The sequence below is a fragment of the Ensifer sp. NM-2 genome (genome assembly GCF_003024455.1).
Taxonomy (GTDB): Bacteria; Pseudomonadota; Alphaproteobacteria; order Rhizobiales; family Rhizobiaceae; genus Ensifer; species Ensifer canadensis.
The window spans coordinates 319,630-343,062 of sequence record NZ_PVZR01000003.1 but is presented as its reverse complement, the minus strand read 5'-3'; the positions used below and the strand labels follow the sequence as shown (position 1 = coordinate 343,062).

21 protein-coding genes and 1 pseudogene are annotated in these 23,433 nt (G+C 62.0%); 11 read left to right on the top strand and 11 right to left on the bottom strand.

What is annotated here, in order from left to right:
* Positions 1 to 226: 226 nt before the first annotated feature.
* A complete protein-coding gene (locus tag C6558_RS08970) occupies positions 227 to 910 on the top strand; it encodes a glutathione S-transferase family protein (protein WP_025427543.1) in 684 nt (227 codons plus the stop codon).
* A 40-nt stretch (positions 911 to 950) separates the two neighbouring features.
* On the opposite strand, the gene C6558_RS08965 is transcribed toward C6558_RS08970, so the two are convergent.
* Together C6558_RS08965 and C6558_RS08960 are read right to left on the bottom strand one after the other, a co-directional pair.
* Positions 951 to 1,814, bottom strand: a complete 864-nt coding sequence (locus C6558_RS08965) for a hypothetical protein (protein WP_025427544.1) — start codon at positions 1,812 to 1,814, stop codon at positions 951 to 953.
* The gene (locus tag C6558_RS08960) at positions 1,811 to 2,620 is read right to left on the bottom strand and encodes an alpha/beta fold hydrolase (protein WP_025427545.1); all 810 of its coding nucleotides are present in this window, start codon (positions 2,618 to 2,620) and stop codon (positions 1,811 to 1,813) included. The genes C6558_RS08965 and C6558_RS08960 overlap by 4 nt, the downstream gene beginning before the upstream one ends.
* Positions 2,621 to 2,842: 222 nt before the next feature.
* Here C6558_RS08960 and C6558_RS08955 point away from each other — a divergent pair, with 222 nt between their 5' ends.
* From C6558_RS08955 to C6558_RS08945, 3 genes are all read left to right on the top strand, one after another.
* Positions 2,843 to 3,892 (top strand): aldo/keto reductase, encoded by a 1,050-nt coding sequence (locus tag C6558_RS08955; RefSeq protein ID WP_025427546.1) that lies wholly within the window; start codon positions 2,843 to 2,845, stop codon positions 3,890 to 3,892.
* Between the two features lie 378 nt (positions 3,893 to 4,270).
* Positions 4,271 to 4,675, top strand: coding sequence for an antitoxin Xre-like helix-turn-helix domain-containing protein (locus tag C6558_RS40625; protein ID WP_025427547.1), 405 nt, complete (start codon positions 4,271 to 4,273; stop codon positions 4,673 to 4,675).
* Entirely contained in the window at positions 4,672 to 5,361 is a 690-nt protein-coding gene (locus tag C6558_RS08945) for an RES family NAD+ phosphorylase (protein WP_025427548.1), read from the top strand. The genes C6558_RS40625 and C6558_RS08945 overlap by 4 nt, the downstream gene beginning before the upstream one ends.
* Before the next feature lie 493 nt (positions 5,362 to 5,854).
* Here C6558_RS08945 and C6558_RS08940 read toward each other — a convergent pair whose 3' ends face one another.
* Together C6558_RS08940 and C6558_RS08935 are read right to left on the bottom strand one after the other, a co-directional pair.
* Complete coding sequence (locus C6558_RS08940) at positions 5,855 to 6,346, bottom strand: hypothetical protein (protein ID WP_025427549.1); 492 nt, start codon at positions 6,344 to 6,346, stop codon at positions 5,855 to 5,857.
* Positions 6,347 to 6,710: 364 nt separating this feature from the next.
* A complete protein-coding gene (locus C6558_RS08935) occupies positions 6,711 to 7,631 on the bottom strand; it encodes a LysR family transcriptional regulator (protein ID WP_025427550.1) in 921 nt (306 codons plus the stop codon).
* Between the two features lie 240 nt (positions 7,632 to 7,871).
* Here C6558_RS08935 and C6558_RS08930 point away from each other — a divergent pair, with 240 nt between their 5' ends.
* The 3 genes from C6558_RS08930 (at position 7,872) to C6558_RS08920 (ending at position 10,115) form a co-directional block, all read left to right on the top strand.
* Positions 7,872 to 8,282 carry a cupin domain-containing protein gene (locus C6558_RS08930; protein WP_107027153.1) on the top strand — a complete coding sequence of 137 codons (411 nt, stop codon included), beginning with the start codon at positions 7,872 to 7,874 and terminating at the stop codon, positions 8,280 to 8,282.
* 89 nt (positions 8,283 to 8,371) lie between these two features.
* A complete protein-coding gene (locus tag C6558_RS08925) occupies positions 8,372 to 9,361 on the top strand; it encodes an aldo/keto reductase (RefSeq protein ID WP_107027152.1) in 990 nt (329 codons plus the stop codon).
* A 13-nt stretch (positions 9,362 to 9,374) separates the two neighbouring features.
* The gene (locus tag C6558_RS08920) at positions 9,375 to 10,115 is read left to right on the top strand and encodes an SDR family oxidoreductase (RefSeq protein WP_025427553.1); all 741 of its coding nucleotides are present in this window, start codon (positions 9,375 to 9,377) and stop codon (positions 10,113 to 10,115) included.
* A 192-nt stretch (positions 10,116 to 10,307) separates the two neighbouring features.
* Here the strand turns inward: C6558_RS08920 and gcvA are convergent, their stop codons facing one another.
* Positions 10,308 to 11,258 carry a transcriptional regulator GcvA gene (gcvA, locus tag C6558_RS08915; protein WP_025427554.1) on the bottom strand — a complete coding sequence of 317 codons (951 nt, stop codon included), beginning with the start codon at positions 11,256 to 11,258 and terminating at the stop codon, positions 10,308 to 10,310.
* A 149-nt stretch (positions 11,259 to 11,407) separates the two neighbouring features.
* Here gcvA and C6558_RS08910 point away from each other — a divergent pair, with 149 nt between their 5' ends.
* Both C6558_RS08910 and C6558_RS08905 read left to right on the top strand, forming a co-directional pair.
* On the top strand, positions 11,408 to 12,826 hold the full coding sequence (locus C6558_RS08910; protein ID WP_081788907.1) for an MFS transporter: 1,419 nt from the start codon (positions 11,408 to 11,410) through the stop codon (positions 12,824 to 12,826).
* Positions 12,827 to 12,892: 66 nt separating this feature from the next.
* Positions 12,893 to 13,297 carry a DUF4180 domain-containing protein gene (locus C6558_RS08905; protein WP_234907744.1) on the top strand — a complete coding sequence of 135 codons (405 nt, stop codon included), beginning with the start codon at positions 12,893 to 12,895 and terminating at the stop codon, positions 13,295 to 13,297.
* Positions 13,298 to 13,439: 142 nt separating this feature from the next.
* Here C6558_RS08905 and C6558_RS08900 read toward each other — a convergent pair whose 3' ends face one another.
* From C6558_RS08900 to C6558_RS08885, 4 genes are all read right to left on the bottom strand, one after another.
* The gene (locus tag C6558_RS08900; protein WP_025427557.1) at positions 13,440 to 14,210 is read right to left on the bottom strand and encodes a siderophore-interacting protein; all 771 of its coding nucleotides are present in this window, start codon (positions 14,208 to 14,210) and stop codon (positions 13,440 to 13,442) included.
* Positions 14,211 to 14,510: 300 nt separating this feature from the next.
* Positions 14,511 to 15,986: a DUF1254 domain-containing protein gene (locus C6558_RS08895; protein WP_025427558.1), complete on the bottom strand. Its 1,476-nt coding sequence runs from the start codon at positions 15,984 to 15,986 to the stop codon at positions 14,511 to 14,513.
* A gap of 51 nt (positions 15,987 to 16,037) precedes the next feature.
* Positions 16,038 to 17,528, bottom strand: coding sequence for a DUF1254 domain-containing protein (locus C6558_RS08890; RefSeq protein WP_038576223.1), 1,491 nt, complete (start codon positions 17,526 to 17,528; stop codon positions 16,038 to 16,040).
* A 485-nt stretch (positions 17,529 to 18,013) separates the two neighbouring features.
* A complete protein-coding gene (locus C6558_RS08885; RefSeq protein ID WP_107027151.1) occupies positions 18,014 to 19,243 on the bottom strand; it encodes a PLP-dependent aminotransferase family protein in 1,230 nt (409 codons plus the stop codon).
* Positions 19,244 to 19,580: 337 nt separating this feature from the next.
* Between C6558_RS08885 and C6558_RS08880 the strand changes: the two genes are divergently transcribed.
* The gene (locus tag C6558_RS08880) at positions 19,581 to 21,206 is read left to right on the top strand and encodes an arylsulfatase (RefSeq protein ID WP_025427561.1); all 1,626 of its coding nucleotides are present in this window, start codon (positions 19,581 to 19,583) and stop codon (positions 21,204 to 21,206) included.
* A 164-nt stretch (positions 21,207 to 21,370) separates the two neighbouring features.
* On the opposite strand, the gene C6558_RS08875 is transcribed toward C6558_RS08880, so the two are convergent.
* Positions 21,371 to 22,003, bottom strand: a complete 633-nt coding sequence (locus tag C6558_RS08875; protein WP_025427562.1) for a glutathione S-transferase family protein — start codon at positions 22,001 to 22,003, stop codon at positions 21,371 to 21,373.
* A 45-nt stretch (positions 22,004 to 22,048) separates the two neighbouring features.
* On the bottom strand, positions 22,049 to 22,219 hold the full coding sequence (locus tag C6558_RS41545) for a hypothetical protein (protein ID WP_371412251.1): 171 nt from the start codon (positions 22,217 to 22,219) through the stop codon (positions 22,049 to 22,051).
* 160 nt (positions 22,220 to 22,379) lie between these two features.
* Between C6558_RS41545 and C6558_RS08865 the strand changes: the two are divergent.
* Positions 22,380 to 22,940, top strand: a pseudogene (locus tag C6558_RS08865) (class I SAM-dependent methyltransferase); the annotation flags it as partial.
* Between the last annotated feature and the right edge of the window lie 493 nt (positions 22,941 to 23,433).

The following is a 23,433-nucleotide window of genomic DNA, read 5'->3' as shown; positions in this document are numbered from 1 at the left end:
TCTATTAAGTCTAGCGCATCTTTTGGGCTTTCAATGGCCTTGGGCAAAAACGGAACACGAACCGTGCTTCAAAGCACGCCACTTGGCGTTCGCAACACTCCAAAAACTGATTGCATAAGTGCATCAGTTTTGCCATAAGTTCCCCAGTAAAATCCGACCCATCAGCGTTGCGCCGGGTTACCGGACGCAACGCCCGCCTGAACCGTCAGCATCGGAGATTGTCCGCATGTCGCTCACGCTTTATCTGCATCCGCTCGCCTCATTCTGCCACAAGGTGCTGATCGCGCTCTATGAGAACGATACACCCTTCGAGCCGAGCCTGGTCGATCTTCTGGATCCCGTGGAGGCGGCCCGTTTCGCTGAGCTCTGGCCGGTCGGCAAGATGCCGGTGCTGCGCGACAGCGCCCGCGATGTCACCATCCCGGAGACGTCCATCATCATCGAATATGTCGATCGCCATTACCCCGGCAGCCAGCCGCTGATCCCCAGGGATAGCGACGCGGCGCTACAGGCGCGGCTCTGGGATCGCTTCTTCGATCTCTACATCCATGTGCCGATGCAGAAGATCGTCACCGACACGCTGCGCGCCCAGGGCGAGAACGACCATCGCGGTGTCGCAGATGCCCGCGCTACGCTCGGCGTCGCCTATCGCATGGCCGACCGGCATTTCGCAATCAACGCCTTTGCCGGCGGTGCCGCCTTCAGCCTTGCAGATTGCGCCGCGGCCCCCGCACTCTTTTATGCCGGAATTGTCGAGCCCTTTGCCGACGCCTATCCGCATCTCTCCGCCTATTTCGAACGGCTGCTCGAACGCCCTTCGATGACCCGCGTGCTGGCCGAGGCGCGCCCCTATTTCCACATGTTTCCCTATAAGGATCTCATGCCCGCGCGCTTTCTTGCCGGGGCCTGAAACGGCCTCGAAACCGCCGCCCGCCGTCGGACGCCGCACCCTAGAATTGTGGTTGCGGCTCGGCCTGCCCGCTGCCTTCCGGGCCGCTGTCCCTCGCCTTCGCCGGCTGCAGAACCTCGAGCGTGCGCACCAGCTCCCAGGCCGCCTGAAGTTCGGTTTCAAACAGCGCGATGCTGACATCGATCGGCTCAAGCCTCGCGCGCGAAGACGGTATTTCCCGGCGGCCGATCTCGTCCTGTACCCGGTAGAGATCGGCGCGAAGCGCATCGACATTCAGTCCGAGCGAGTGCAGCACGATGTTGATCTTGCGTTGCAGGTAGCCCCGCGAACCGGCGCTGAGCTCCGAGCGCAAACCCAGGATCGACAGAAAATTGACGAGGAAGAGATAACCGTCGGCCCCGAGATCGGCCTCAGGATAGCGCGGCAAGGCGCGCAACGTCTCGGAAAAGCGTGGCCGCGAGCACAGGAAGATATCGATCCGGAACGCCGTGTCGATCAGCTCGGTCCATTCCGCTTCATCGAGCGGGCCAAGCTCACTCAGTTCATGGTCAAGGTTGAAATAGGGCATCGAGCGCCTGGCGAGGATGAGCGCCAGCCGGACGGTAGAAGGCGACATCGGCGAGCCGCGCGCGGCTTCCGCCTCCGCCAGGCGCACGATGCCGGCGTCCGGCACGCCCCGTTCGATCTCGCCCCGGCTTGCCAGATATTCGTAGCGCAGCATCGACGTCTGGAGATAGGCGAGCCAGGCAAGCCGCACCTGTCTGGATGCGGCCCAGCGCGCCAGAAGATAGCCGCTGCCGACAACGGGCAAGTTGTAGAGGCGCAGATCGTGCCGCTCGAAGCAATTGTGCTCGAAACCGGCAAAGCTCTCCAGCGACAGTTGGGGGCTTGCCACGTCGCTCACCGCAGGCACTCCTCGATGTCGTCGAGTACCCGGCGATAGCCGGCATCGCTCTTGCAGACATCCGTGTGGTTGCGACGATCAACGGTATAGAACGGCGGATCCTGCGCAAAATCGCCGGGTTCGACGATATTTTCATACTGGCCGATCGTGATCTTGGTCGCGACCAGACATCGCAGTCGGCCCCGCGCCAGCCGCGTCAACGTCCCGGCTTCGATATCCCTTATGAAGTCCGATTTAGGCCGAAGGTCTTCCAGGATCGGTGCCTTGTAGAGCAGGCCGCATCGCAGCGCCGCCAGTATCCCGTGCCCCACCATCATCCCGCCCGCGTTGTGCAGCGCGTTCGATCCCTTGTGAGCAGGCGCAAAGAGCAGAAGCTGGATGTGATCCGCATAGGCGTCGTTGGCGCGGGCGAGATCCAGCGCCACCTGCCGCATGATCGCGCCACCCAGCGAATGCGCCACCACGACGACCCGGTCGTAGATGAAGGGCTGCCGCTGCGCTCCGTAATAGATGTAGCGATTGGAAAATTCGGCCGGCTCGGCCAGCAGCTTGCGAAACAGATCGAGCACCCAGCGACTGATCACACGCGCCCGGCTGCGCACGCTGTCATAACCGAGGAAGAGAACGTCCGCAGAGGAAAAAAGCGCATCCCGCCGGATATAGGCACTGGCATTGTGCCACGTCGCCTCCGCGGCGCCGGTAAAACCGTGCAGGAAAACGACCAGCGTTCCGGGCGTATCGAGGCACCAGAAGGCCGAACTGCCCACGCCGAAATCGATCCGGCCGAGACAATAGTGATTGCTCATTGCCCGCCCTTCCAACGCCTCTCCGCCCGCCATGATACAAGGCATTGCCCGATCAAGCGATGCATCTATTATAAGTAGCATTGCGGCGCCGCACGCGCGGACGTTCTCCCGTTCGACGCGGAGCCGACGCCTCATCCGCACCGTCACCTTGTTCCGCCTCGCTCCGCCCCTAATTTGTCACCCAACAGCAAAGGCCGACACCACAGGGAAGAGGAAAGCCAGATGGAATACCGACTGCTTGGCCGCTCCGGCCTGAAAATCTCGACGATCACCATGGGAACGATGACGATCGGTGGCGGCGGCAAGTTCGCGCAGGTCGGCAATGTCGGTCTCGACGAGGCGCGCCGCTATGTCGACATGTGCCTCGATGCCGGCGTCAACCTGATCGACACCGCCGATATCTATTCCACCGGCGGCTCGGAGGAAATTATCGGCGACATCCTCGCCGGCAAGCGCAAGAACGGCGTGCTGGTTGCCACCAAGGCGCGTTTCAACATGGGGCCGGGCCCGAACGACGGCGGCCTCTCCCGCCACCACCTGATTGCCGCCTGCGAAGCGAGCCTCAGGCGGTTGAAGACCGATGTCATCGATCTCTACCAAGTGCACGAATGGGACGGCCAGACGCCGCTCGAAGAAACGATGGAGGCGCTCGACACGCTCGTTCGCCACGGCAAGGTGCGCTACATCGGCTGCTCCAACTATTCCGGCTGGCACATCATGAAGGCGCTCGGCATCAGCGCGCTCGACCGCCGCCACCGCTTCGTCAGCCAGCAGATCCACTACACGCTCGAAGCCCGCGAGGCCGAATACGAACTGCTGCCGATCAGCATCGACCAGGGCCTCGGCGTGCTCGTCTGGAGCCCGCTTGCCGGCGGCCTGCTGTCGGGCAAGCACCGGCGCAACCAGACGCCGGAGGGTACCCGCCAGCTCGCCGGCTGGAACGAGCCGCCGATCCGCGACGAAGAACGGCTGTGGAAGATCGTCGACATGCTGGTAGCGATATCAGGCGAGCGCGGCGTCTCGCCAGCCCAGATCGCCCTTGCCTGGCTGATCGACCGCAAGGGCGTCACCTCCGTCATCATCGGCGGTCGCCGGGAGGAGCAGTTCCGCGACAACCTTGCCGCCGCAAGCCTCAAGCTTACCGATGAGGAGCGCGAACTGCTCGACGCCGTCAGTCTGCCGCCGGTCATCTATCCCTACTGGCACCAGCTGCGCAGCGCCAAGGACCGACTTGGCGAAGCCGATCTTTCGCTGCTGGGCCCGCATGTGTGAGAGCACGCTATTGCCAACGCGGCGAAGCGCGTTGCCCCTCATCCGGCCTGCCGGCCACCTTCTCCCCGCATGCGGGGAGAAGGAAACCCGCGGCGCCCTACCCATTCACATCGCGCCATACCAAAGCCTCCCGATCACCATGAGAGGGATCGCCGAGTTGCAACCCACTCTGTACCGCGTCCCCTCTCCCCGCCTGCGGGGAGAGGGTTAGGGTGAGGGGCCAATCTGCGACAGCAGTGAGTGGCAAAACTGCGAGAGCCCGGCGAGAACCCACCCGGCCACGCGTCGCTGTCGGACACCACACCTCCCCTTGACTTCCAGCTCAAAACCCCCATTTTATATCATATGATACGGCACGGGATTTCATAGGAGACGTTCATGCCCAGCGCACAGCCGGTTCTTGCCCCCGACCGCGACGCGGCAAGACATGAGGAAGCCGTCATCGTCAGGGCGGTGGTGAAGGCCTGCGACCTGTGGAAGCTGACCAACCGGGAAGCGTCGCAGCTCTTCGACGTGCCGATCGCCACCTGGAACCGGATGAAGGCCGGCGACTTCAAGGGCAAGCTCGACCAGGACAAGCGCATGCGTGCCAGCCTGATCGTCGGCATCTTCAAGGGCCTGCGGCTCTATTTCAACGGACCGCTGACCTATCAATGGCCAAAGGCGGTCAACACCGGGCCGGTCTTCGACGGCCAGTCGCCGGTCGACCTGATGATCGAGGGCGGCATACCCGCGATGATGAAGGTGCGCCGCTATCTCGATGGCCTGCGCGGCGGCCTATGATCGCCGAGATCGATTTTACCGATCCGGCCACCATCCGGCTGATCTCGACCGCCTATATCGACGAGCCGGCCGTCAAGCCGCTCTGCGACGACGAGGACGACATCGAGATCCTCAACCGGCTGGAGGCGCTGACATCCGCGCGGCTGAGCCCGCTGGCGCTACCCGCCGGTGTCAACCCGGCGGAGCTTCTGAACGAATCCTTCGGCTACGGCTGGTCGCTGATCAACGCCGCCTTCTGCCACGCCCGCCCGCCGGGCAACCGCTTCAACAACGAGGACCGCGGCGCCTGGTACTGCGCCTTCGGCGACACCGCGCTCGAAACCTGCCAGGCCGAGATCGTCTATCACCGCACCCGCGCGCTTGCCGACGCCGGTATGTTCCAAGACATCGGCGCCTACCGCGAGCTGATCGCCGGCTTCACCTGCCGTTTCCACGATGTCCGCGGCGAAACCGATGCTACCTATCTCGACTCCGACCCGACCCTTGCCTATCCGGCCGGTCAGGCACTCGCCGCCACTGTCTACGCGGAAGGCGGCAACGGCCTGATCTACCCCTCCGCCCGTCACCTCTCAGGCGAATGCATCGCCGTCTTCCGCCCCGCCGTCATCCAGAACATCCGCCAGGGCCAAACGATCACCTTCGAGTGGAAGGGTTCGCCCGAACCGACGATCCGGCGGGAAGGCTGAGGGTGCCGCAGCGGAGCTGCGGACGCAAAGTCATCTGTGATGCGGAAAGATCTAAATCCACTGACTGCCTAAAAACTCCCTCATTCCGGCCTTGTGCCGGAATCCAGCCAGCCCAAGTCCTTGGGCTGAAAGGTCTTTTGACCTGACAGCCGCCAAGTCGCTGGATGCCGGTACACGGCCGGAATGAGGGAGAGCAAGTCGCGCGCTCCGCCCTGAGCGGAACGGTTCGTCGGAACCAACCACTCAGCACCGGGGCTCGGGAATAGGTCGAAACGCCATCAGGCGGTAAGTTTGGAATGCCGGGAATGCGCTACTGCATGTTTCCTTAGATCCTATTCGATTTAAGGATAAAAACATGCAGCAATTCAAAGTGCTACAGCGACCTTTGCGCGTCTAATAAGACGCGCGGCGCTGTAGCAACGCACGCGACATCATCAATGCGCAGATGCACCACGCTCCCGCTCGCGGTCCATTCGAGCTTGTCAGGGCGTGATTACTGAGCGGCCTGGCAAGCCCTCAGGGCCTTGAAGGCTGCGTCGGTTCCGGCCAATTTTACGACAATGGGATTGCCGCCCTGGGGCGTAATCGTCACAGCCTTCTTCTTGGCCAGGTCATAGATGAAGTCAGCATTGTTGACCCATACGAACGCGCCGCGATAGCCGTCTATGGCTTGGCCCTTCGCCTCGCCGCTGAACTGCTGGCCATCGACATCGAACAGGACCGCAAGCTTTTCGTTTGCAGCAACATTAGCATCAGCTTTGGTGTAGAGCGCCATGTAGCCACGCAGCGCGGCCGTTGCATCGATGCCCATCTGAACTTGTGTACCGTCTGCGTTTGATTTTGTGATCAAGCATCCTGGCCCCATGTTGTCCTTCACGAGAATGTCCCAGCCGGCTTCTGAACCGTATTTGGTCTGGGCCATCACACCGGTTGCAAGGAGGGTCGAGAACGCCAGCGTCAGTCCAATTGCAATCTCCGTTTTCATAGCAATCTCCTTATGTTTAACAGGAATTACCAAGCCAAGCGCGGAAGGACGCCGTTTATAGCAGCGCCCAACAGGCTGCGCTGCAACGGCTTCAACACGAGTTTGCGCGCAGGAGAAAAGCGAGCAACTGCGGCTTTCTAATGGAAACGGGCGAAATACTATCGGCGCTGTCGCCTGGATTGCACCGGCAATCAAATAATTCGGTGGATTAACCCTTCATTAATCTTGGAATCGCCGAAAAATTGATAACGTGAACGTGGCTGCTTGCTTTTGGGCACCGCTGCCAATCGTAAGGCATTGAGGCAACCTTAGGGCGTCCGGCAACGGGCGCTCTTTGCGTGTAGCTCTTGAAAAGTTTCAACGATCACGCCTGCTGGAATGACTTGTGACGCGGACCCCGATACCGCAGCGCGTCGGCAATCAATGCAAATGCGGGCGACGTTTGCCGGCGGCTCGGGTAATAGAGGTGGTAGCCGGCAAAGGGCGGGCACCAATCTTCCAGAACCTGCACCAGCTGGCCCGAGGCGAGATAGGGCGCGACGGCATCTTCAGGCAGGTAGGTCAGGCCCAGCCCGCCAAGGGCCGCGTTCAGCCTGAGCGCGATGTTGTTGAAGACGAGTTGGCCCTCGACCCGCACCTTCACCTCGCGGCCTTGCCTCTCGAATTCCCAGGCATAGATGCCGCCATGGGTCGGCAGGCGCAAGTTGATGCAATTGTGCTCCGTCAGGTCCTGCGGCATTAGCGGCATTTTCCGTGTGGCGAAATAGGCGGGTGCGCCGACCACCGCCATGCGCATGTCGGGCCCGATGCGCACGGCGATCATGTCCTTGGCCACCTGCTCGCCGAGGCGCACGCCGGCGTCGTAGCGCTCCGAGACGATATCGGTCAGGCCGTAGTCGACGATCACCTCGACATGAACATCCGGATAATCAGGCAAGAGCCGCTCCAGCGCCGGCCAGAGGATGCGATCGGCCGCATGCTCGCCGGCGGTGATGCGGATCGTACCCGCCGGCTTGTCGCGAAACGCGCTGAGCGCTGCCAGTTCCTGGTCGATCTCATCCAGGCGCGGCCCAATCGACACCAGCAGCCGCTCGCCAGCTTCGGTCGGCGAGACGCTGCGGGTCGTGCGCGTCAGGAGCCTCAAGCCCAGCCGCGCCTCGAGCCCGCGGATGGTGTGGCTCAGCGCCGACTGTGAGACCCCGAGCTGCGCTGCCGCCTTCGTAAAGCTCCGTTCCCTTGCTACAGCAAGGAAGGCGATGAGGTCATTGATCGGCTGGCGCGGCATTCATGAATTCCCCTCATAAGCTCGTGCGATATTTACCATCTAATCCTGATCAATCCCACGCCCTAAATTGCTGCTGCATGTTTCCTGAGATCCTATTCAATCTAGGGATAAAAACACGCAGCAATTCAAAGTGTTACAGCGACCTTTGCGCGTCCAATAAGGCGCGCGGCGCTGTAGTGACGACAGCGACGACGTCAGGCCCGACCACGGCCGCGTCGCCATTTGCAAAGGATCGACGCCATGAACATCAAACGAAGCGGCTCGCAGCCCTCGGCCAAGGGACCGGCGGATTATTTCACCGGCACGGTGCGCATCGATGCCCCCTTCAACGGCTCGTCCCCTGCCCGCGTCGGTGGCGCCACCGTCACGTTCGAGCCCGCCGCCCGCACCGCCTGGCACACCCATCCGCTCGGCCAGACACTGATCGTCCTATCCGGCCTTGGCCGCGTCCCGCGCGAAGGCGGTCCGGTCGAGGAAATCCGCCCCGGTGATATCGTCTGGTTCGAACCGGGCGAGAAGCATTGGCACGGCGCCTCGCCTTCCGCCGCCATGACCCATGTCGCGATCGCCGAAGCCCTCGACGGCAAGGTCGTCGACTGGATGGAGAAGGTCAGCGATGCGGACTATGGCGCCGAAATCAGGGCCGACTGATCGCCATCTCCCGGAGCGCCCTCGCCAGCCCGGCCGTGTGCGCCATTTCTAGCCCAAAGACATCATCATTCGAGACAAGGAAAAGCCCCATGGAAAAGCGCACACTCGGCAAAAGCGGCCTTGAAGTCTCCGCCCTCGGCCTCGGCTGCATGGGCCTCAGCTACGGCTATGGCCCGGCAACGGAGAAGCAAGCGGCAATCGCCCTCATCCGCACCGCGTTCGAGCGCGGCGTCACCTTCTTCGACACCGCCGAGGCCTATGGCCCCTACCAAAACGAAGAACTGCTCGGCGAGGCGCTCGCGCCGATGCGCAACAAGGTGGTGATCGCCACCAAGTTCGGTTTCGACTTTGACAACCAAGGTGGCCAGAGCGGCATGAACAGCCGGCCGGATCAGATCCGCACGGTCGCCGATGCGGCACTGAAGCGCCTGAAGACGGACGTCATCGACCTCTTCTACCAGCATCGTGTCGATCCCAATGTGCCGATCGAGGACGTGGCCGGCACGGTGCAGCGGCTGATCAGCGAAGGCAAGGTCAGGCATTTCGGCCTTTCCGAAGCCGGCGCCGAGACCATCCGCAAGGCCCATGCGGAACAGAAGGTCGCTGCACTCCAGAGCGAGTATTCGCTGTGGTGGCGCGAACCGGAGGCCGAAATCCTGCCGCTGCTCGAAGAGCTCGGCATCGGCTTCGTACCCTTCAGCCCGCTCGGCAAGGGGTTCCTGACCGGCGCCATCAACGCCGACACCACCTTCGACGCCAAGGATTTCCGCAATGTCGTGCCGCGCTTCACGCCGGAGGCGCGCAAGGCCAATCAGGCGCTGGTCGATCTCCTGGGCCAGATCGCTGCCCGCAAGGGAAAAACGCCGGCGCAGGTAGCACTCGCCTGGCTGCTGGCGCAACAGCCTTGGATCGTGCCGATCCCCGGCACCACCAAGCTGCCCCGGCTCGAGGAAAACATCGGCGCCGCGGCCGTACGGCTGACCTCGGACGATCGCGGCGAAATCGACGATGCGCTCGCCAAGGTCACCATCGAGGGCGATCGTTATCCGGCCCACCTGCAGGCGCGCGTCGGCCGCTGAAGAAGAGGCAACAATGACAGAGAATATCAAGGACAAGGTGGTCGTCATCACCGGCGCCAGCAGCGGCCTTGGCGAAGCGACGGTGCGGCGGCTTGCCGGTGACGGCGCCAGGCTGGTGCTGGGCGCGCGCCGCATCGACCGGCTGCGGGCGCTTGCCGACGAGCTATCGCTCGGCAAGCAAGCTGCCGTTCAGACCGACGTAACGTCGTTCGAGGAGGTCAAGCGCCTGGTCGATCACGCCGTCCGGCTCCATGGCCGCATCGACGTCATGCTCAACAATGCCGGGCTGATGCCGCACTCGCCATTGGAGCGCTGCAAGGTCGAGGATTGGGACCGCACCATCGACGTCAACCTCAAGGGCGTGCTCTACGGCATCGGTGCTGCACTTCCTCACATGAAGCAGCAGAAGAGCGGCCACATCATCAACGTCTCCTCGGTCGCCGGCCACAAGGTCGGCCCCGGCGGTGCCGTCTATGCCGCCACCAAACACGCCGTACGCGTGATTTCCGAGGGGCTGCGGCAGGAGGTGAAACCCTACAATATCCGCACCACCATCATCTCGCCGGGGGCGGTCGCGACCGAACTGCCCGACAGCGTCACCGAGACTGATGTCGCCGAGAATGTCCGCGCGCTCTACGAGCGTATCGCCATCCCCGCCGACAGCTTTGCCCGCGCCGTGGTCTACGCCATGAGCCAGCCGGAGGATGTCGACATCAACGAGATCCTGTTCCGGCCGACCAGCCAGGAATATTGAAGCCGCGGGAGGGTGGCGCCTTGCCGCCCTCCTCTCGTGATCCCTTCGATCGCGCAAGCTGCTTCCTGCGCAAATACCGCTACAACGACCTCGGCAGCAAGACGCCGCGCCTCTCGACGAGACGCGGCGTTTTTCTTTTGCGGGTGGCGCAACGAGGAGAACCGGGCGAAAGCACCTGTCGAGGCAGCAGCGTCAGCCGGCTGCTACGGAGGCAATTGCCGCCGGTTTCGCTCCCTGGCCAACCTCGCCCAGCATCCAGTCGCAAAACGCCAGAACCCGCGGATCCTGGCCAGAGCTTTCGGGATAGACGAGGTGATAGGCATAGTCCTCGGCGACGCTGACGCCGATGTCGAACAGCTGCACCAGCCGTCCCTCGGCAAGTTCGTTGCGGATCATCGCGAGATCGACAAGGCCGACAGCGCCACCATCGATAACGGCCTCGACCACATGGCTGGTGTCGGTAAAGGCCACGCATCGGCTGTCGTCGAAATCATCGATGCCGGCAGCCGCCATCCACATGCGCCAGTTCGGCCACAGCATGCCTTCGGTATAGCATTCGACATGGCAAAGCGTCTGAGCGAAGAGATCGCGTGGCGTCTTCGGCCGTCCGCTGGCAGCGATCAGCTTCGGGCTGCAGACCGGGGCGATCACCGCCTCGAACAGGCGCTCAGACCGCGTCTGCGCATAACGGCCGGAGCCGAAGCGGATGGCGATATCGACATCGTCGGCGTCGAAATCCCTGACCTCGTCGCTGATGTCGAATGTCAGCTCGATCGTCGGGTTGGCGGCACGAAATTGCGACAGCCGCGGCAACAGCCAGTTGGTGGCAAAACGCGGGCTGAGCGACACGCGCAACTGCTGGGCGCCGCGCGCCATCCGGCGCGCACGGCCGACCGCCCGCTGCAGCGTCTCGAGCGCCTGGACCGCTGCCTCGAACACCACGGCGCCGGCCGGCGTCAGCTGGATGCTGCGGCTGGTGCGGGTGAACAGCACGAGGCCGAGTTGATCCTCGATTTCCTTGATCTGGTAGCTGACCGCCGCCGGCGTCAGCCCGACTTCGTCGGCCGCACGGGTGAAATTGAGATGGCGACCGGCAGCCTCGAAGGTTCTGAGCGCGCGGGTTCCTGGCAGCATTCGGCTCATGGATCTTCAAGCTCCATTTAACAATGCATCGAGAACTACTTGTTTTTCAATGAGCGATCAATCGGTGATGATCGAAAGCATTGATGATCGAAGCCATCGGGACCGCAGATTTCCGTCTCGCGGCGCCCAAATTTCCATGGAGTGAACATATGTCAGTTGGCTTGACCCCGAGCGATGGGCGGGCAGATAGCGCTGCCCTTGCGCCCGGTCAGAACGACGCGCTGCATTGGCCGGCGCGCCTTTGGGTAGCGCTCTTCATCTTCAGCGGGGTGATCCTGCTCGACGGGCTCGATATCTCGATGATTGCCGTAGCGATCCCCGAAATCCAGCATGAGTTCGGTATCAGTGCAGCCACCGCACAATGGCTGGTCAGCGCCTATATCCTCGCCTTCGGCGGCTTCCTGCTTCTGGGCGGGCGCTGTGCGGATCTGTTCGGCCGCAGGCGTGTGTTGGTCGTCGGGCTCGGTGTCTTTGCCGTGGTGTCGCTGTTCGGCATGGTCACCAACGACCCGATCCTTTTGATCGTTTCGCGCTTCATCAAGGGCATGACCGCAGGTTTCACCGGACCGGCGGCCATGTCGTTGCTGACCACGACCTTCCCGGAAGGCCCCCACCGCAACAAGGCTTTCGGCATCTTCAACCTCTTCGAGGCTTCGGGCTACTCCTCCGGCCTGCTCGTCGGCGGGCTGCTCGCCGGGCTGGACTGGCGCTACATCTTCGTGCTGCCGGCGCCGATCGCGGTGCTGTTGATGCTGGCTGCTTTGCGCTTCCTGCCGCCGGATGCGCCGCGCGCCGAGCGCCTGCGGCCGGATGTCGGCGGCGCGGTCACCCTCGTCGCCGGCATGCTGCTGCTCGTCTTCACCGTCGCCTCGACGGCCGATGCCGGCTGGACCTCGCTGCGCACGACCGGTGGCCTTGCGCTCTCCGCCCTGCTGCTCATCACTTTCCTGCTGATCGAGCACCATGTCGAGCAGCCGCTGATCCGGCTCGGCATCTTTCGCAACCGCGGCCTAGTAGCCGCCAATGTCAGCGCCGCCCTGCTCTATGGCGGCGCGATGGGCTTTCAATTCCTGATCGCTCTCTATCTGCAGAACCTCCAGGGTTGGAAACCGATACATATGGCTTTGATGCTCCTGCCGGCCGGTCTCATGGTGGTCATCCTCGGGCCGAAACTGGGGGCATTGATGAACCGTTTCGGCGTCCGTCGCGTGTTGATGGTTGGACTTGTGGCCTTCGTGCCCTGCTATCTCCTGATGCTGCGGATCGGCCCGACGCCTGACCTGTGGACCGTATTGCTGCCGGCATCGCTGCTCTGGGGCATTGGCTTTGCGCTCAGCATCTCGGCGCTGATGGTCGTCGGGACCAGTGGTGTCGCAGACGAGGAACAGGGGCTGGCCGCCGGACTGCTCAACAGCTCGCTGCAGGTCGGCGGCGCCTGCGGACTTGCCGTCGTCACCGCCGCGATCATGCCCGGCACGCAACTCGCCATGCTCTATCCCGGCGTCATCGTCATCCTGGCCTTTGCTATCCTGACGCTGCTGGCGCAATTGATCCATCGCCGCCGCTGAGGAGGCCGGCGCCGGCGCCGACCCGATCAACGGTCGGTCGCCGGCGACTACGTGTAAGGCATAATCTTGCAACCTCCGTCTTTCCTCGCTATGCCCTTCGCCATGGAACAGCTCGTCGAAATCGGAAATACGCGTGTTCTCAGATGCGCAGACGAAGGCGGCCTGCTGCGGGTCGCAGGCGACGCCAATGATTTTCTTGGCGATGCCTGGGCCCATAGTGCCGATATGCTCGCGATCCCGGTCACGCGCCTCGGCCCGGATTTCCTCAACCTCAGCACGCGCGTCGCCGGCGAGGTCTTCCAGAAGTTCGTGAACTACCGCATGAAATGCGCCATCGTCGGCGATATCTCTGGGGCGCTTGAAAGCAGCAAGGCGCTTGGCGACTTCGTTCGCGAAACCAACAAGGGCAATGCGCTCTGGTTTGTGCACGATTTCGATGCGCTTCGCCTCAAGCTCGCCAGCGCCGCCTGACCCAGCTTTCCCGAATGCATGTCGCGCAAAAATGCGCTGCGGTTTTGCAATGACGACATGTGAAAAACCCGGAACTTAAAGCGCGGCAAGCACACCCCGGAGCTCGCGGCGCGCTTCAAGCGAACGGCCCGCCCCGTGGCGGTTACTCAAACTTCTCCGTGCTATCCGCCTTGCCCTTGACCCAATATCCCGATGCCTTGATCCAGGAGAGCGGATAGCCACGTTCCTCGGTGAGATGCGCGCGGATCGCCCGCGTCACCGAGGCTTCGGCCGCGACCCAGACGAAAGTGTTGGGCTCGATGACGACAGAGCTAAGGATGGCGAGAAGCGCCGAGGCGTCGGTCGCCTGATGCAAGGGGCGATAGACCCAGTGGCACGTCAGGTCGGCCTTCGTCTCGAACGCCTGTTGCTCGGCAGCGTCAGCGACGGCGGCAATGCTGGTGATACGGGCGCCGGCAGTGGCCTCCTCGATCCGCCGACCGATCGCCGGCAGCGCTGTCTCGTCGCCGATCAGCAGCCAGCGCTCGACGTTGGAAATAACCGCCGAGCCGCGTGGGCCGCCGACGCTCAAGCCATCGCCCGGGCGCGCGTTCATTGCCCACTCCGTGATCGGCCCGGCCTCGTGCAGCGCGAAATCAAGCACCAGCGTGCGGGCGGCGGCATCGTAGCGGCGCGGCGTATAGTCCCGCCGCTCCTCCGTGCCCTCGGCTGAAGGCACCAGGATCTTGACGTGATCATCGGCGCCAAGGCTGACGAAATCGGCAAGGTCATCGCCAGAGAGCGTGATGCGCAGCATGCCGGGCGTGATCCGCTCGACATCGGTAACAGTGAGCGTGCGTCGCTTGAGATCGTGACGCACACGCTCGATCCTTGGGGTGGAAGCACTGTGGAAAGAGGGTTGGCTGTTGTCCATCTGTATCCTCTGGGGGCTCGCAAATCTCGATCCGCAGGACACAGTCGCGCAGATCGAAACATGAGAGCCGTTCGATCATACGCGTTGAGTGACGTTAACGCTTACGTGGCCGGACAGCGCCCGACCATTTCGCCCGTTGTAGCCGACATGCCGCCCTTCTGCAACGCGTTCTGAACGCGCTACCAAGAGCGACAGCGCCTCTAGAGCGTTCGGACCAAACGGCGTCGCCGAAACGCTCTATCTGTTTGTTTTTGCGCATTTCCCGACGGAAAACCGCTTCGCACTTTTCCTGGAAAGGCTCTATCCCGCCTTGTCGACCGCCGGCGGCGTCCATGTGCCGTCGACAACCGTCGGCTTTGGCCAGTAGGCGCGGATGTAGAGCGAGAAATCCCCGTCCTCCGGCGCCGGCAGCCAGTTGTCGCGAAGGTCCTCCTTCGGCGGCTCGGACTGGACGTAGATCGTCAATGATCCATCGGCATTGTATTTCAGTGACTTGTTCTTGGTGCCGAGAGAATAGCGCTTGATATCGTTCGGCTCGAAGAAGTGGTGCTCGTTGTAGAGCGTCAACGACCAGAATCCATTGACCGCAGGTGCTTCGCCCTTGGCAAAGGTCACGGTGTAGCTGTTCTTGCCGTTCAGGCGTGCGCTCGCCTGATCGAGATCCTGGTAGAAATACTTGGTCTCGGATGGCGCGTTGACGAAGATGTTCGACTTGGCGACGGCCGTACGGGTGTAATAGTCCGTGCCGAACGCCGCGTTGTTCGACGTCGTCGTCCAATTGTGCGTCAAGGGCAGGCCGTAGTTGCGGAACTGGAACAGCGGCTTGACCAGCCGCTCCTCTGCCTCCACAGCCGCCTCGTCCACCGCTTTGCGAATAGCCGGGTCGGCCTTGGCCGCTTCAGCGACCGCAAGCACCTGGGCGTAGCGCGCCTCTTCGCCCGGCAAGGGCGGCGCATCGGCGAGAACCAGCGGCAACTCGTCGATGAATTTCTCCGGCACCACCCATTGCGTTTCCGCCGATCCGTCACCGGAGGCCGGCACCTTCTTGACCGTGCTCCAGTCGACCGACTTCATCGTGCCGTCGAATTCCGACAACGGATAGAGCGTGATGCCCTTCAGCACCTCCTGGATGGCTGCCTTGTCCTCAGGCGTATCGTCCTGGAAGACGCGCGGAATGACGTTGGCGGTGTTGGTCGAGGCGCGGAAAACCTTGGTGATGCCCTTGGGAACCTCCCCCTGCCAGTTCGGCCCGACGAGCAGGTAGAATCCCGGCTGCGTGCCATACATCTTGCCGAGTTGGGCAAAGCTGTCGGTCCTGAGGTCGACGACCTGATAGACCCAGAAGCGATCCTTGAAGTCTGGGACCTGAATGACAACCGGCGATTGGTCGAGCCCCAGCAGCCCTGCGCCATAGACCACGTCCTGGTTCGGGCAGGCCACCAGCCGCTCATCCGGCTCGATATAGTCCGTCAGCATCGTCAGGCTGTTGATCGGCGCCATCGGGGCGGCACCGGAATAGATCCGCTGCGGAATCTTGGAAAAGGCCAGCCGCCGATTGAACATGTTGACCATCGGCCATGCCCAGAAATAGGCATCGCTGACGACGAGCTTTGCATAGTCGGCGGTGATCCGCGTGCCTGAAACCGGGCCGGCGGGCATGGAGGTGGCCCAGGCGGGCGAGATCCGTACCGGTTCTGCCGCTGCTTGGCGAACAGCAAGGATCGCGGCAATCGCGGTCACGGCCAGGATCGGGCGATGGGTTGTGGTGGTGACCATAAGAAATTCCCAGGGAAATGAAGCGACGGGCGCCGATTGGCAGACCGTGGATTACTTGACCTTCTCCAGATCGCCGGGCTTCCAGCTCTTGTCGAAGAAGGCCTTGGTCGGGCCGTAGAGGCGCAGGATCGTGAAGAAGCCCTGGTCGGGAATCGTGGCGATCCAGTTCTTCCCCTCACCCGGCGACTTCGGCCCGAAATAGATATCGGTCGAGCCGTCGGCATTCTGGACCGGCTTGTCCATGGTGTTGAGCGAGGGGAACGGCTGGCCGTTGTCAAGGCCCGATCCGGTGACCGGATCGTAGACCGTCACCGACCAGAAGATCTTGGCCGGGATATCCTTGGGCAGGGTCAGCTTGTAGTTCACGTCGCCCGAGAGATAGTCGCCGTCGGCGTCCCTGAAGGCATTGGGATATTTGGCGCCGACATTCTCCATGTTGATCGCCATGCCCGGGCTGGTCGAATAGGCATAGGTGAAGAAGCTGGAGCGGGCATCAAGCTGGTTGTAGCTGTCGGCGGTGAAATCGGCATTGGTCGAAAACGGGTTCAGCCACTGTCGGTCCTCGTAATATCTCAACGAGGTCGGCCCATAGCCTAGGCCATGCGCCATGCGCGAGGCGGTCTTGGCCGCATCGTCGAGCAGCTTGCGCATCTCTTCGTCGGGCGCAAACGCCTGCCCCTTGATGATGCCGAGATCGGCGGCCATGCCGCGCATCTCGAAATCCTTGGGGTCGACATATTCGTGCTCGACGAAGCGCGCCAGCATGTCGAAGGCCGCGCCATCCTGCGGATAGAGCATGTTGACCGCCACGCCTGAGGCATCGGGGAACTCCATCTTCTTCGCCGTCGCCTCCTTGCCGAGCGGATAGATGCGGGTCTGTTCCATCACCTTCACCGGCTCTTCCAGTTGCTTCGGGTCCTTGAAGAAGCCGCGCCAGAAGACGAAGACGCCATAGGTTCCGGAGCGATAGGTGAAGTAGCCGTCGGGAATTCCGCCCTCATAGTCCGGCGGCAGGATCAGATACTTTCCGCCCTTGCCCTGGTCCGGTCCGGGCAGCCCGACATCACCCGCCCATTTGCGTCCGCCGATCTCGCCTTCAGACGGGATCGGCCGCTGGAAGAAATCGTCGAGGATCCCCTGAAGTCCGGGCGGAACCTCGATCACCATCGGCCCGTCTTGCTTGAGGTCGAGATAGCCGAGCCCATAGATCACATCGGAATTGGGCGTGGTGATCAGCGTCTTGGCATCAAGCCGCTTCTTGAAGATCGGCAGGACATTGTAGCCTTTGCCGAATTTGGCCTCCGAGCCTTCCTTCATGCCGTACATGTTGAGCGCCGGCAGCGCCCAGAGATAGGTCTGCACCGCCCGCTGGAAGATCAACTCTTTCTGCAGCGCGGTGACGCTGTCCGGCGACAGATATCCCTTGGTGTAGGGCGCGCGCGCCAGATCGCGCGCGTCGGCAGCGACAGTGGTTGAGGTCATCGTCGAAAGGGCGAGAAGGCCCGCAGTCAGGCCAGTAGCTAGAATAGTGTATCGTGGCATCGTCCGCTCCTGGAATGCTCGATCACAAGATCACATCGATGGAGATGACAGAAGAACGTAACAGTTACGATGGCGGCGTAACGACAGATTCAGGGCGGGCGGGGCCAATCGCGGCCAGCCAAAGCGTGTCCCGCTAAACAGCATTCCTGTGCCGTCACCAGCCCGGCCGTTTCCGCTCCGCTCAAAGCGGAAGAGACACCACAAAGCTCAGCAAATTCAGGCGGGATTGCTGACAAGCCATGCATTGTCCTCGACAGATCGCTGGGACGGCCTAGCGAGGAACCCTCACTCCTGTGCTTGTCACAGGAGTCCAGTCAGTCCAAGTCCTTGGACGGAAAGGTCTTTCGATCCGACAGACGTCGGATCGCTGGATCCCCGTCACAAGGGCGAGGATGAGGAAGAGTGAGGGGCTCTTCCCATCAAATCAAAAAAGGCGCGCCCGTTTCCGCGGACGCGCCTCTCTAGGAGAAACCGGGTGGCTACCGTCAGGCCGCCAGTGCCGCGGCTTCGCCGCGCACGAGATCGCTGAGACGGCGGATGCCCTCTTCGATCATCTTGTCGTTGGCGCAGGAGAAGGAAACGCGCAGCGTGTTCTCGCCCGAACCGTCGGCAAAGAAGGCGCGGCCGGGCACGAAGGCGACCTTGGCCGTCTCCAGCGATTTCGCCAGAAGCGCCGTTCCGTCCATGCCCTTGGGCAGCGTCACCCAGACGAACATGCCGCCTTCCGGCTTGGTCCAGGTCACGCCATCGGGCATGTACTTTTCAAGGGCTGCCAGCATGGCGCTGCGGCGGTGCTTGTAGACCCTGTGGATCTTGGCGACCTGCGCGTCGAAACCACGCTCGGCAACCGTGCAGATCGCCATCTGGTTGATGGTCGAGGAATGCAGGTCGGCCGCCTGCTTCAAGAGAACGAGCTTGCGGATCACCGTTTCCGAGGCGCAGACCCAGCCGACGCGCAGACCCGGCGCCAGCGTCTTGGAGAACGAACCGCAATAGACGGTGCGGGTGTGGTTGATGTCGCCCTTGCGGGCGATTTCCAACGCCAGGATCGGCGGGATCGCCTCGCCGTCGTAGCGCAGCGACTGGTAGGCGGCGTCTTCGATAACGGCAATGTCGAGCTCTTCGGCAAGGTCGAGCACCCGTTCGCGCCCTGCCCGGTCCACCGTCTCGCCCGTCGGGTTGGAGAAGTCGGCCGAGAGATAGGCGAACTTGACGCGGCCGCCGGCGGCTTTCGCGGCCTCGGCATAGGCCGCAGGCGTGCGGTTGCCGCCCGGGTTCAGCTGGTCATAATGCGCCTCATAGGCGTTGAACGCCTGCAGCGCGCCGAGATACGTCGGCCAGGTCACGAGCGCCGTGTCGTTGGGCGACAGGAACAGCTTGCCGATATAGTCGAGGCCCTGCTGCGAACCCGAGGTGATGAAAATGTTGTCGACACCGGCTGGAATGCCGATCTTTTCCATCTGCTTGGCGAGCCATTCACGCAGCGGCTTGTAGCCTTCGCTGACGGAATACTGCAGCGCAGCGCTGACGGCGGGGCCGGAGAAGATCTCCGCATATGCGTCCTTGAACTCCACATCCGGAAACAGCTCGGGATCGGGAATGCCACCGGCAAACGAGATGATGTCGGGGCGGTCGAGCAGTTTCAACAGTTCGCGGATTTCCGAGGCGCGCATCCTGCTGGCGCGCGTCGCGAATATATGGTCCCAGTCGAGCATTGGGTCGTTTCCTCAAGGATTATTGGAGCGGGGCAGCGCCTCCAGGCTTCGTCCCGCAATCATTCTCATTGTGCTTCGACAGGATCACGGCGGCTAATTTATGTCAATGTTATTGACCTAAATCGGCTTCAATTTCTGCCTCACGCCATCTCACTTGACGTCAATTGAGTGACGGAGCGTAACCCACCGTTCCACCGAACGAGACTGGCCTTCGTAGCCCTGATGTTACTGTTACATCCTTGTCCGCCTCACGCACGGGGCGCAGACTTCCGTTCGTCCACCGATTGCAGACCCAGGCAGCATTTCCGACCCTTCAACGACGTGGAGTAAAGACGCCATGAGCACGCATCCCGACGACGATCAGCAGCAGAACGGACATCCCCTTGGCGTCAGCCGGCGCAATCTTCTGCTTGCCGGCAGTGCGCTTGCGGCAGCGGCGCTGACCACGTCAGGTGGGGCGACGCCGGCCGTCGCGCAGCAATCCGCCCAACCCGCCGCCGCAGGCGCCAAACCGAACATCCTCATGATCATGGGCGACGATATCGGCTGGTTCAACCCGAGCATCTACAACCGCGGCATGATGGGTTACCGCACGCCCAATATCGACCGCATCGGCAATGAAGGCGCTGTCTTCACCGACTGGTATGGCGAGCAGAGCTGCACCGCCGGCCGCGCCGCCTTCATCACCGGCCAGTCGCCGATCCGCACCGGCCTCACCAAGGTCGGCCTGCCCGGCGCCGATGTCGGCCTGCAGCCGGAGGACCCGACGGTCGCCGAATTCCTTAAGGCGCAAGGATATTCGACCGGCCAGTTCGGCAAGAACCACCTGGGCGACAAGGACGAATTCCTGCCGACCAATCATGGCTTTGACGAATTCTTCGGCAACCTCTACCATCTCAACGCCGAGGAAGAGCCTGAGAACCCCGACTATCCGAAGAGCCCCGAGTTCCGCAAACGCTTCGGCCCGCGCGGCGTCATCCACTCCTATGCCGATGGCCGGATCGAAGACACCGGTCCCCTGACGAAGAAACGCATGGAAACGGTCGACGGCGAGTTTCTGGTCGCAGCGCTCGATTTCATCGATCGGCAGAACAATGCCCAGAAACCGTGGTTCTGCTACTTCAACTCCACGCGCATGCACGTTAACACCCACCTGAAACCCGAGTCCGCAGGCAAGACCGGCAAGGGCGTCTATGCCGATGGCATGGTCGAACATGATGGCATGGTCGGCGAACTCCTGAAGAAGCTCGACGATCTCGGCCTCGTCGAAAACACCATCGTCATCTACACCACCGACAACGGCGCCGAAGTGATGACCTGGCCGGATGGCGGCAACACCCCGTTCCGCGGCGAAAAGGCGACCAATTGGGAAGGCGGCTACCGCGTGCCGACCTGCATCCGCTGGCCTGGTGTGATCAAGCCGAACACCGTCTACAACGACATGTTCTCGCACTACGATTTCATCCCGACCTTCTGCGCGGCCGCGGGAGAGCCGGATATCGTCGCCAAATGCAAGGCCGGCTACGAGGCGGGTACCAAGACCTTCAAGGTGCATCTCGACGGCAACAACCTCATGCCCTTCTTCCGCGGCGAGGTGAAGGACGGGCCGCGGCGCGAATTCCTCTATTGGAACGACGACGGCGAACTGGTCGCCGTGCGCTTCCAGGACTGGAAGGTCGTGTTCAAGGCACAGGAAAGCACCGGCATCGGCGTCTGGCGCGACGAGTTCACCACGCTCCGCGTGCCCAAGCTGTTCAACCTGAGGGCCGATCCATTCGAGCGCGGCGACGAGTCGATCGAATACGAATCCTGGTACTTCGCCCGAGCCTTCGTGGTGGTGCCGTCGCAGGCGATCGTGGCGAATTGGCTGTCGAGCTTCCAGGAGTTCCCGATCCGCCAGAAGCCGGCAAGCTTCAACCTCGACGACGTGATGAACAAGCTGTCCGCTTCCGGCAGCAAATAGCGCCGGGTCATGAGGTCCGGGCCTTCGGGTCCGGGCCTCCTGCCCTGCGAACACCGCTACAGCGCCGCCCGTCAAATATGACGCGCAAAGAACGCTGTAACGCTTTAAACTTGCTGCATAATTTCATCCTTAAATCGAATCCGATTTAAGGGATTATGCAGCAATCAGCCCGCAGCCTCGAGGCTTGCAAGAGCGTCGGCGATCCGCGGCGGCGCCTTGGCGCGCGCATACATTCGCTCGAGATAGGCCTTGAGATTGGGGAACCCGTCGATCAGCCCGACCTCATTGCCCCAGTCGATGACATAGACGGTGACGCAATCGGCGATGCTGATGCGGTCGCCGATGACGAACGTACGCCCGTCCATGTGACGCTCGAGCACCTCAGCCATCGCCACAAACTCCTCCTTGGCAAGCGCAATGTCCTCGGGCAGACGCTTGTCTTCGGGGTATAGGAATGTGTGCTTGGCGATCCGCCATAGCGGCTGCTCCAGCTCGGTGACGGCAAACAGCGTCCAGCGATAGGCCTGCGCCCGCTCGTTCAAGTCGGTGGGCATCAGCCCCTTGTCGGCGTATTTCTCGGCCAGATAGAACACGATCGCGGCGGATTCCGTCAGCACCAGGTCTCCGTCGACCAGTACCGGAACCTTTCCGGCGGGGTTGAGGCGCAGAAAATCGGGGTGACGGTTTTCGCCGCCCAGCAGGTTGACCGGCACGAACTCGAAGTCCGCATCAAGCTCCTGAAGCGCCCAAAGGGCACGAAGCGAACGTGTCGGACCCAATCCATAGAGTTTCATCATCTTGGCTTTCCTCGATTTCAATCAGCCTGCAGCGTCGCTGCACTGTCAAAACGGCGGCCCCGAATGGCTGATCTCATGTTTGCGCACATTCCCTGCATCGAATTTCACATCGGTTTTGGGCGGCTTCGCTATTTTTCTCCAAGCCCTGAGGGCGGCTTCGGATTCCCACAGTTCCATCATGTTAACACGGGAAGGATCGACGGAGTCTTCGCTGATCGACAGGTCGAGGCAGCCTACAGCGCCGCGCGTCTTATTAGATGCGCAAAGGTCGCTGTAGCACTTTGAATTGCCACATGTTTTTATCCTTAAATCGAATAGGATTTAAGGAAACATGCAGTAAGAGGAATACCAAGTGACGAGCACACGCGACGATACCATGGCCTTCTACCGCGACAACGCCGAGACTTATGCGGCACGCGACCGTCAACCGCCGACGGATCGTCTCGCCGCCTTCATCGCCCGGCTTTCGCCCGGTGCCGCTGTGCTCGATCTCGGCTGCGGTGGCGGCCACGACAGCCTGCATCTGATCGAGGCAGGGCTCGAAGTCACGCCCTGCGACGGATCTGCGGAACTGGCGCGCGCGGCAGAGCGGCGGATCGGCCGCAAGGTCGAGATCGTCACCTTTCAGGACATCGAGTGGAGCCAGAGGTTCGACGCCATCTGGGCGGAAGCCTCGCTGTTGCACGTGCCGCGCACCGAATTGCCTGACGTGCTGGTGCGGGTGCACAGGGCCTTGCGGCCGGGCGGCCTGCTGCAGGCGAGTTTCAAGGCGGGCGAACGGGAAGGCCACGACCGCTTCGGCCGTTACTTCAACTATCCCTCGGCAGCCTGGCTCCGGACCTGTTTCGAATGGGCCGGATGGTCGAACATCCACATCGAAGAAGCGGACGGCGGCGGCTACGACAACCAGCCGACCCGCTGGCTGCATGTGACGGCCACGGCTGACCACGCAACGCCTCGAAGCGGGCTGCTTCCCTCCTGCGCACGCAGACGGACACTCCGCGCGTCGGTCAGCACCATCGATCGAAAAATGAAAGGACCACGCGTTCAGGAGGACTGTACCGCCCGCAGCAACTGCCGCTTTGCGCGGCTACTGCCTGTTTCCTTAAATCCTATTCGATTTAAGGATAAAAACTTGCGGCCATTCAAAGTGCGACAGCGACGTTTGCGCGTCTAAATAAAACGCGCGGCGCTGTAGGGGCACGGGCGGATCAGCACCAGAAAGCAAAGGCCGGCGACCCGCTCTAACGACGCGAACAGTTCAAGCCAAAACCTTATCTCAGGCTTCGCGACTAAAGTAACTCAGGATCAGAAGCGTGCAGATCGCGCCGATGATCAGCGCATCGAAAAGTGCAAAGTGCTCCAGAATGTTTGGCATGGTACATCCTCCTTCCCACTAAACCTATGAGAGCATAATTTTGTTCCAATGG

Excerpts from the sequence above, each read along its gene's own strand:
- C6558_RS08930 (WP_107027153.1), top strand. The coding sequence starts at position 7,872 with ATGAACATCAAACGAAGCGGCTCGCAGCCCTCGGCCAAGGGACCGGCG.
- C6558_RS08910 (WP_081788907.1), top strand. The coding sequence starts at position 11,408 with ATGTCAGTTGGCTTGACCCCGAGCGATGGGCGGGCAGATAGCGCTGCC.
- C6558_RS08940 (WP_025427549.1), bottom strand. The coding sequence starts at position 6,346 with ATGAAAACGGAGATTGCAATTGGACTGACGCTGGCGTTCTCGACCCTC.
- C6558_RS08945 (WP_025427548.1), top strand. The coding sequence starts at position 4,672 with ATGATCGCCGAGATCGATTTTACCGATCCGGCCACCATCCGGCTGATC.
- C6558_RS08920 (WP_025427553.1), top strand. The coding sequence starts at position 9,375 with ATGACAGAGAATATCAAGGACAAGGTGGTCGTCATCACCGGCGCCAGC.
- C6558_RS08960 (WP_025427545.1), bottom strand. The coding sequence starts at position 2,620 with ATGAGCAATCACTATTGTCTCGGCCGGATCGATTTCGGCGTGGGCAGT.
- C6558_RS08875 (WP_025427562.1), bottom strand. The coding sequence starts at position 22,003 with ATGATGAAACTCTATGGATTGGGTCCGACACGTTCGCTTCGTGCCCTT.
- C6558_RS08885 (WP_107027151.1), bottom strand. The coding sequence starts at position 19,243 with ATGCTCGACTGGGACCATATATTCGCGACGCGCGCCAGCAGGATGCGC.
- C6558_RS08955 (WP_025427546.1), top strand. The coding sequence starts at position 2,843 with ATGGAATACCGACTGCTTGGCCGCTCCGGCCTGAAAATCTCGACGATC.
- C6558_RS40625 (WP_025427547.1), top strand. The coding sequence starts at position 4,271 with ATGCCCAGCGCACAGCCGGTTCTTGCCCCCGACCGCGACGCGGCAAGA.
- C6558_RS08970 (WP_025427543.1), top strand. The coding sequence starts at position 227 with ATGTCGCTCACGCTTTATCTGCATCCGCTCGCCTCATTCTGCCACAAG.
- gcvA (WP_025427554.1), bottom strand. The coding sequence starts at position 11,258 with ATGAGCCGAATGCTGCCAGGAACCCGCGCGCTCAGAACCTTCGAGGCT.
- C6558_RS08900 (WP_025427557.1), bottom strand. The coding sequence starts at position 14,210 with ATGGACAACAGCCAACCCTCTTTCCACAGTGCTTCCACCCCAAGGATC.
- C6558_RS08935 (WP_025427550.1), bottom strand. The coding sequence starts at position 7,631 with ATGCCGCGCCAGCCGATCAATGACCTCATCGCCTTCCTTGCTGTAGCA.
- C6558_RS08890 (WP_038576223.1), bottom strand. The coding sequence starts at position 17,528 with ATGCCACGATACACTATTCTAGCTACTGGCCTGACTGCGGGCCTTCTC.
- C6558_RS08895 (WP_025427558.1), bottom strand. The coding sequence starts at position 15,986 with ATGGTCACCACCACAACCCATCGCCCGATCCTGGCCGTGACCGCGATT.
- C6558_RS08925 (WP_107027152.1), top strand. The coding sequence starts at position 8,372 with ATGGAAAAGCGCACACTCGGCAAAAGCGGCCTTGAAGTCTCCGCCCTC.
- C6558_RS08880 (WP_025427561.1), top strand. The coding sequence starts at position 19,581 with ATGAGCACGCATCCCGACGACGATCAGCAGCAGAACGGACATCCCCTT.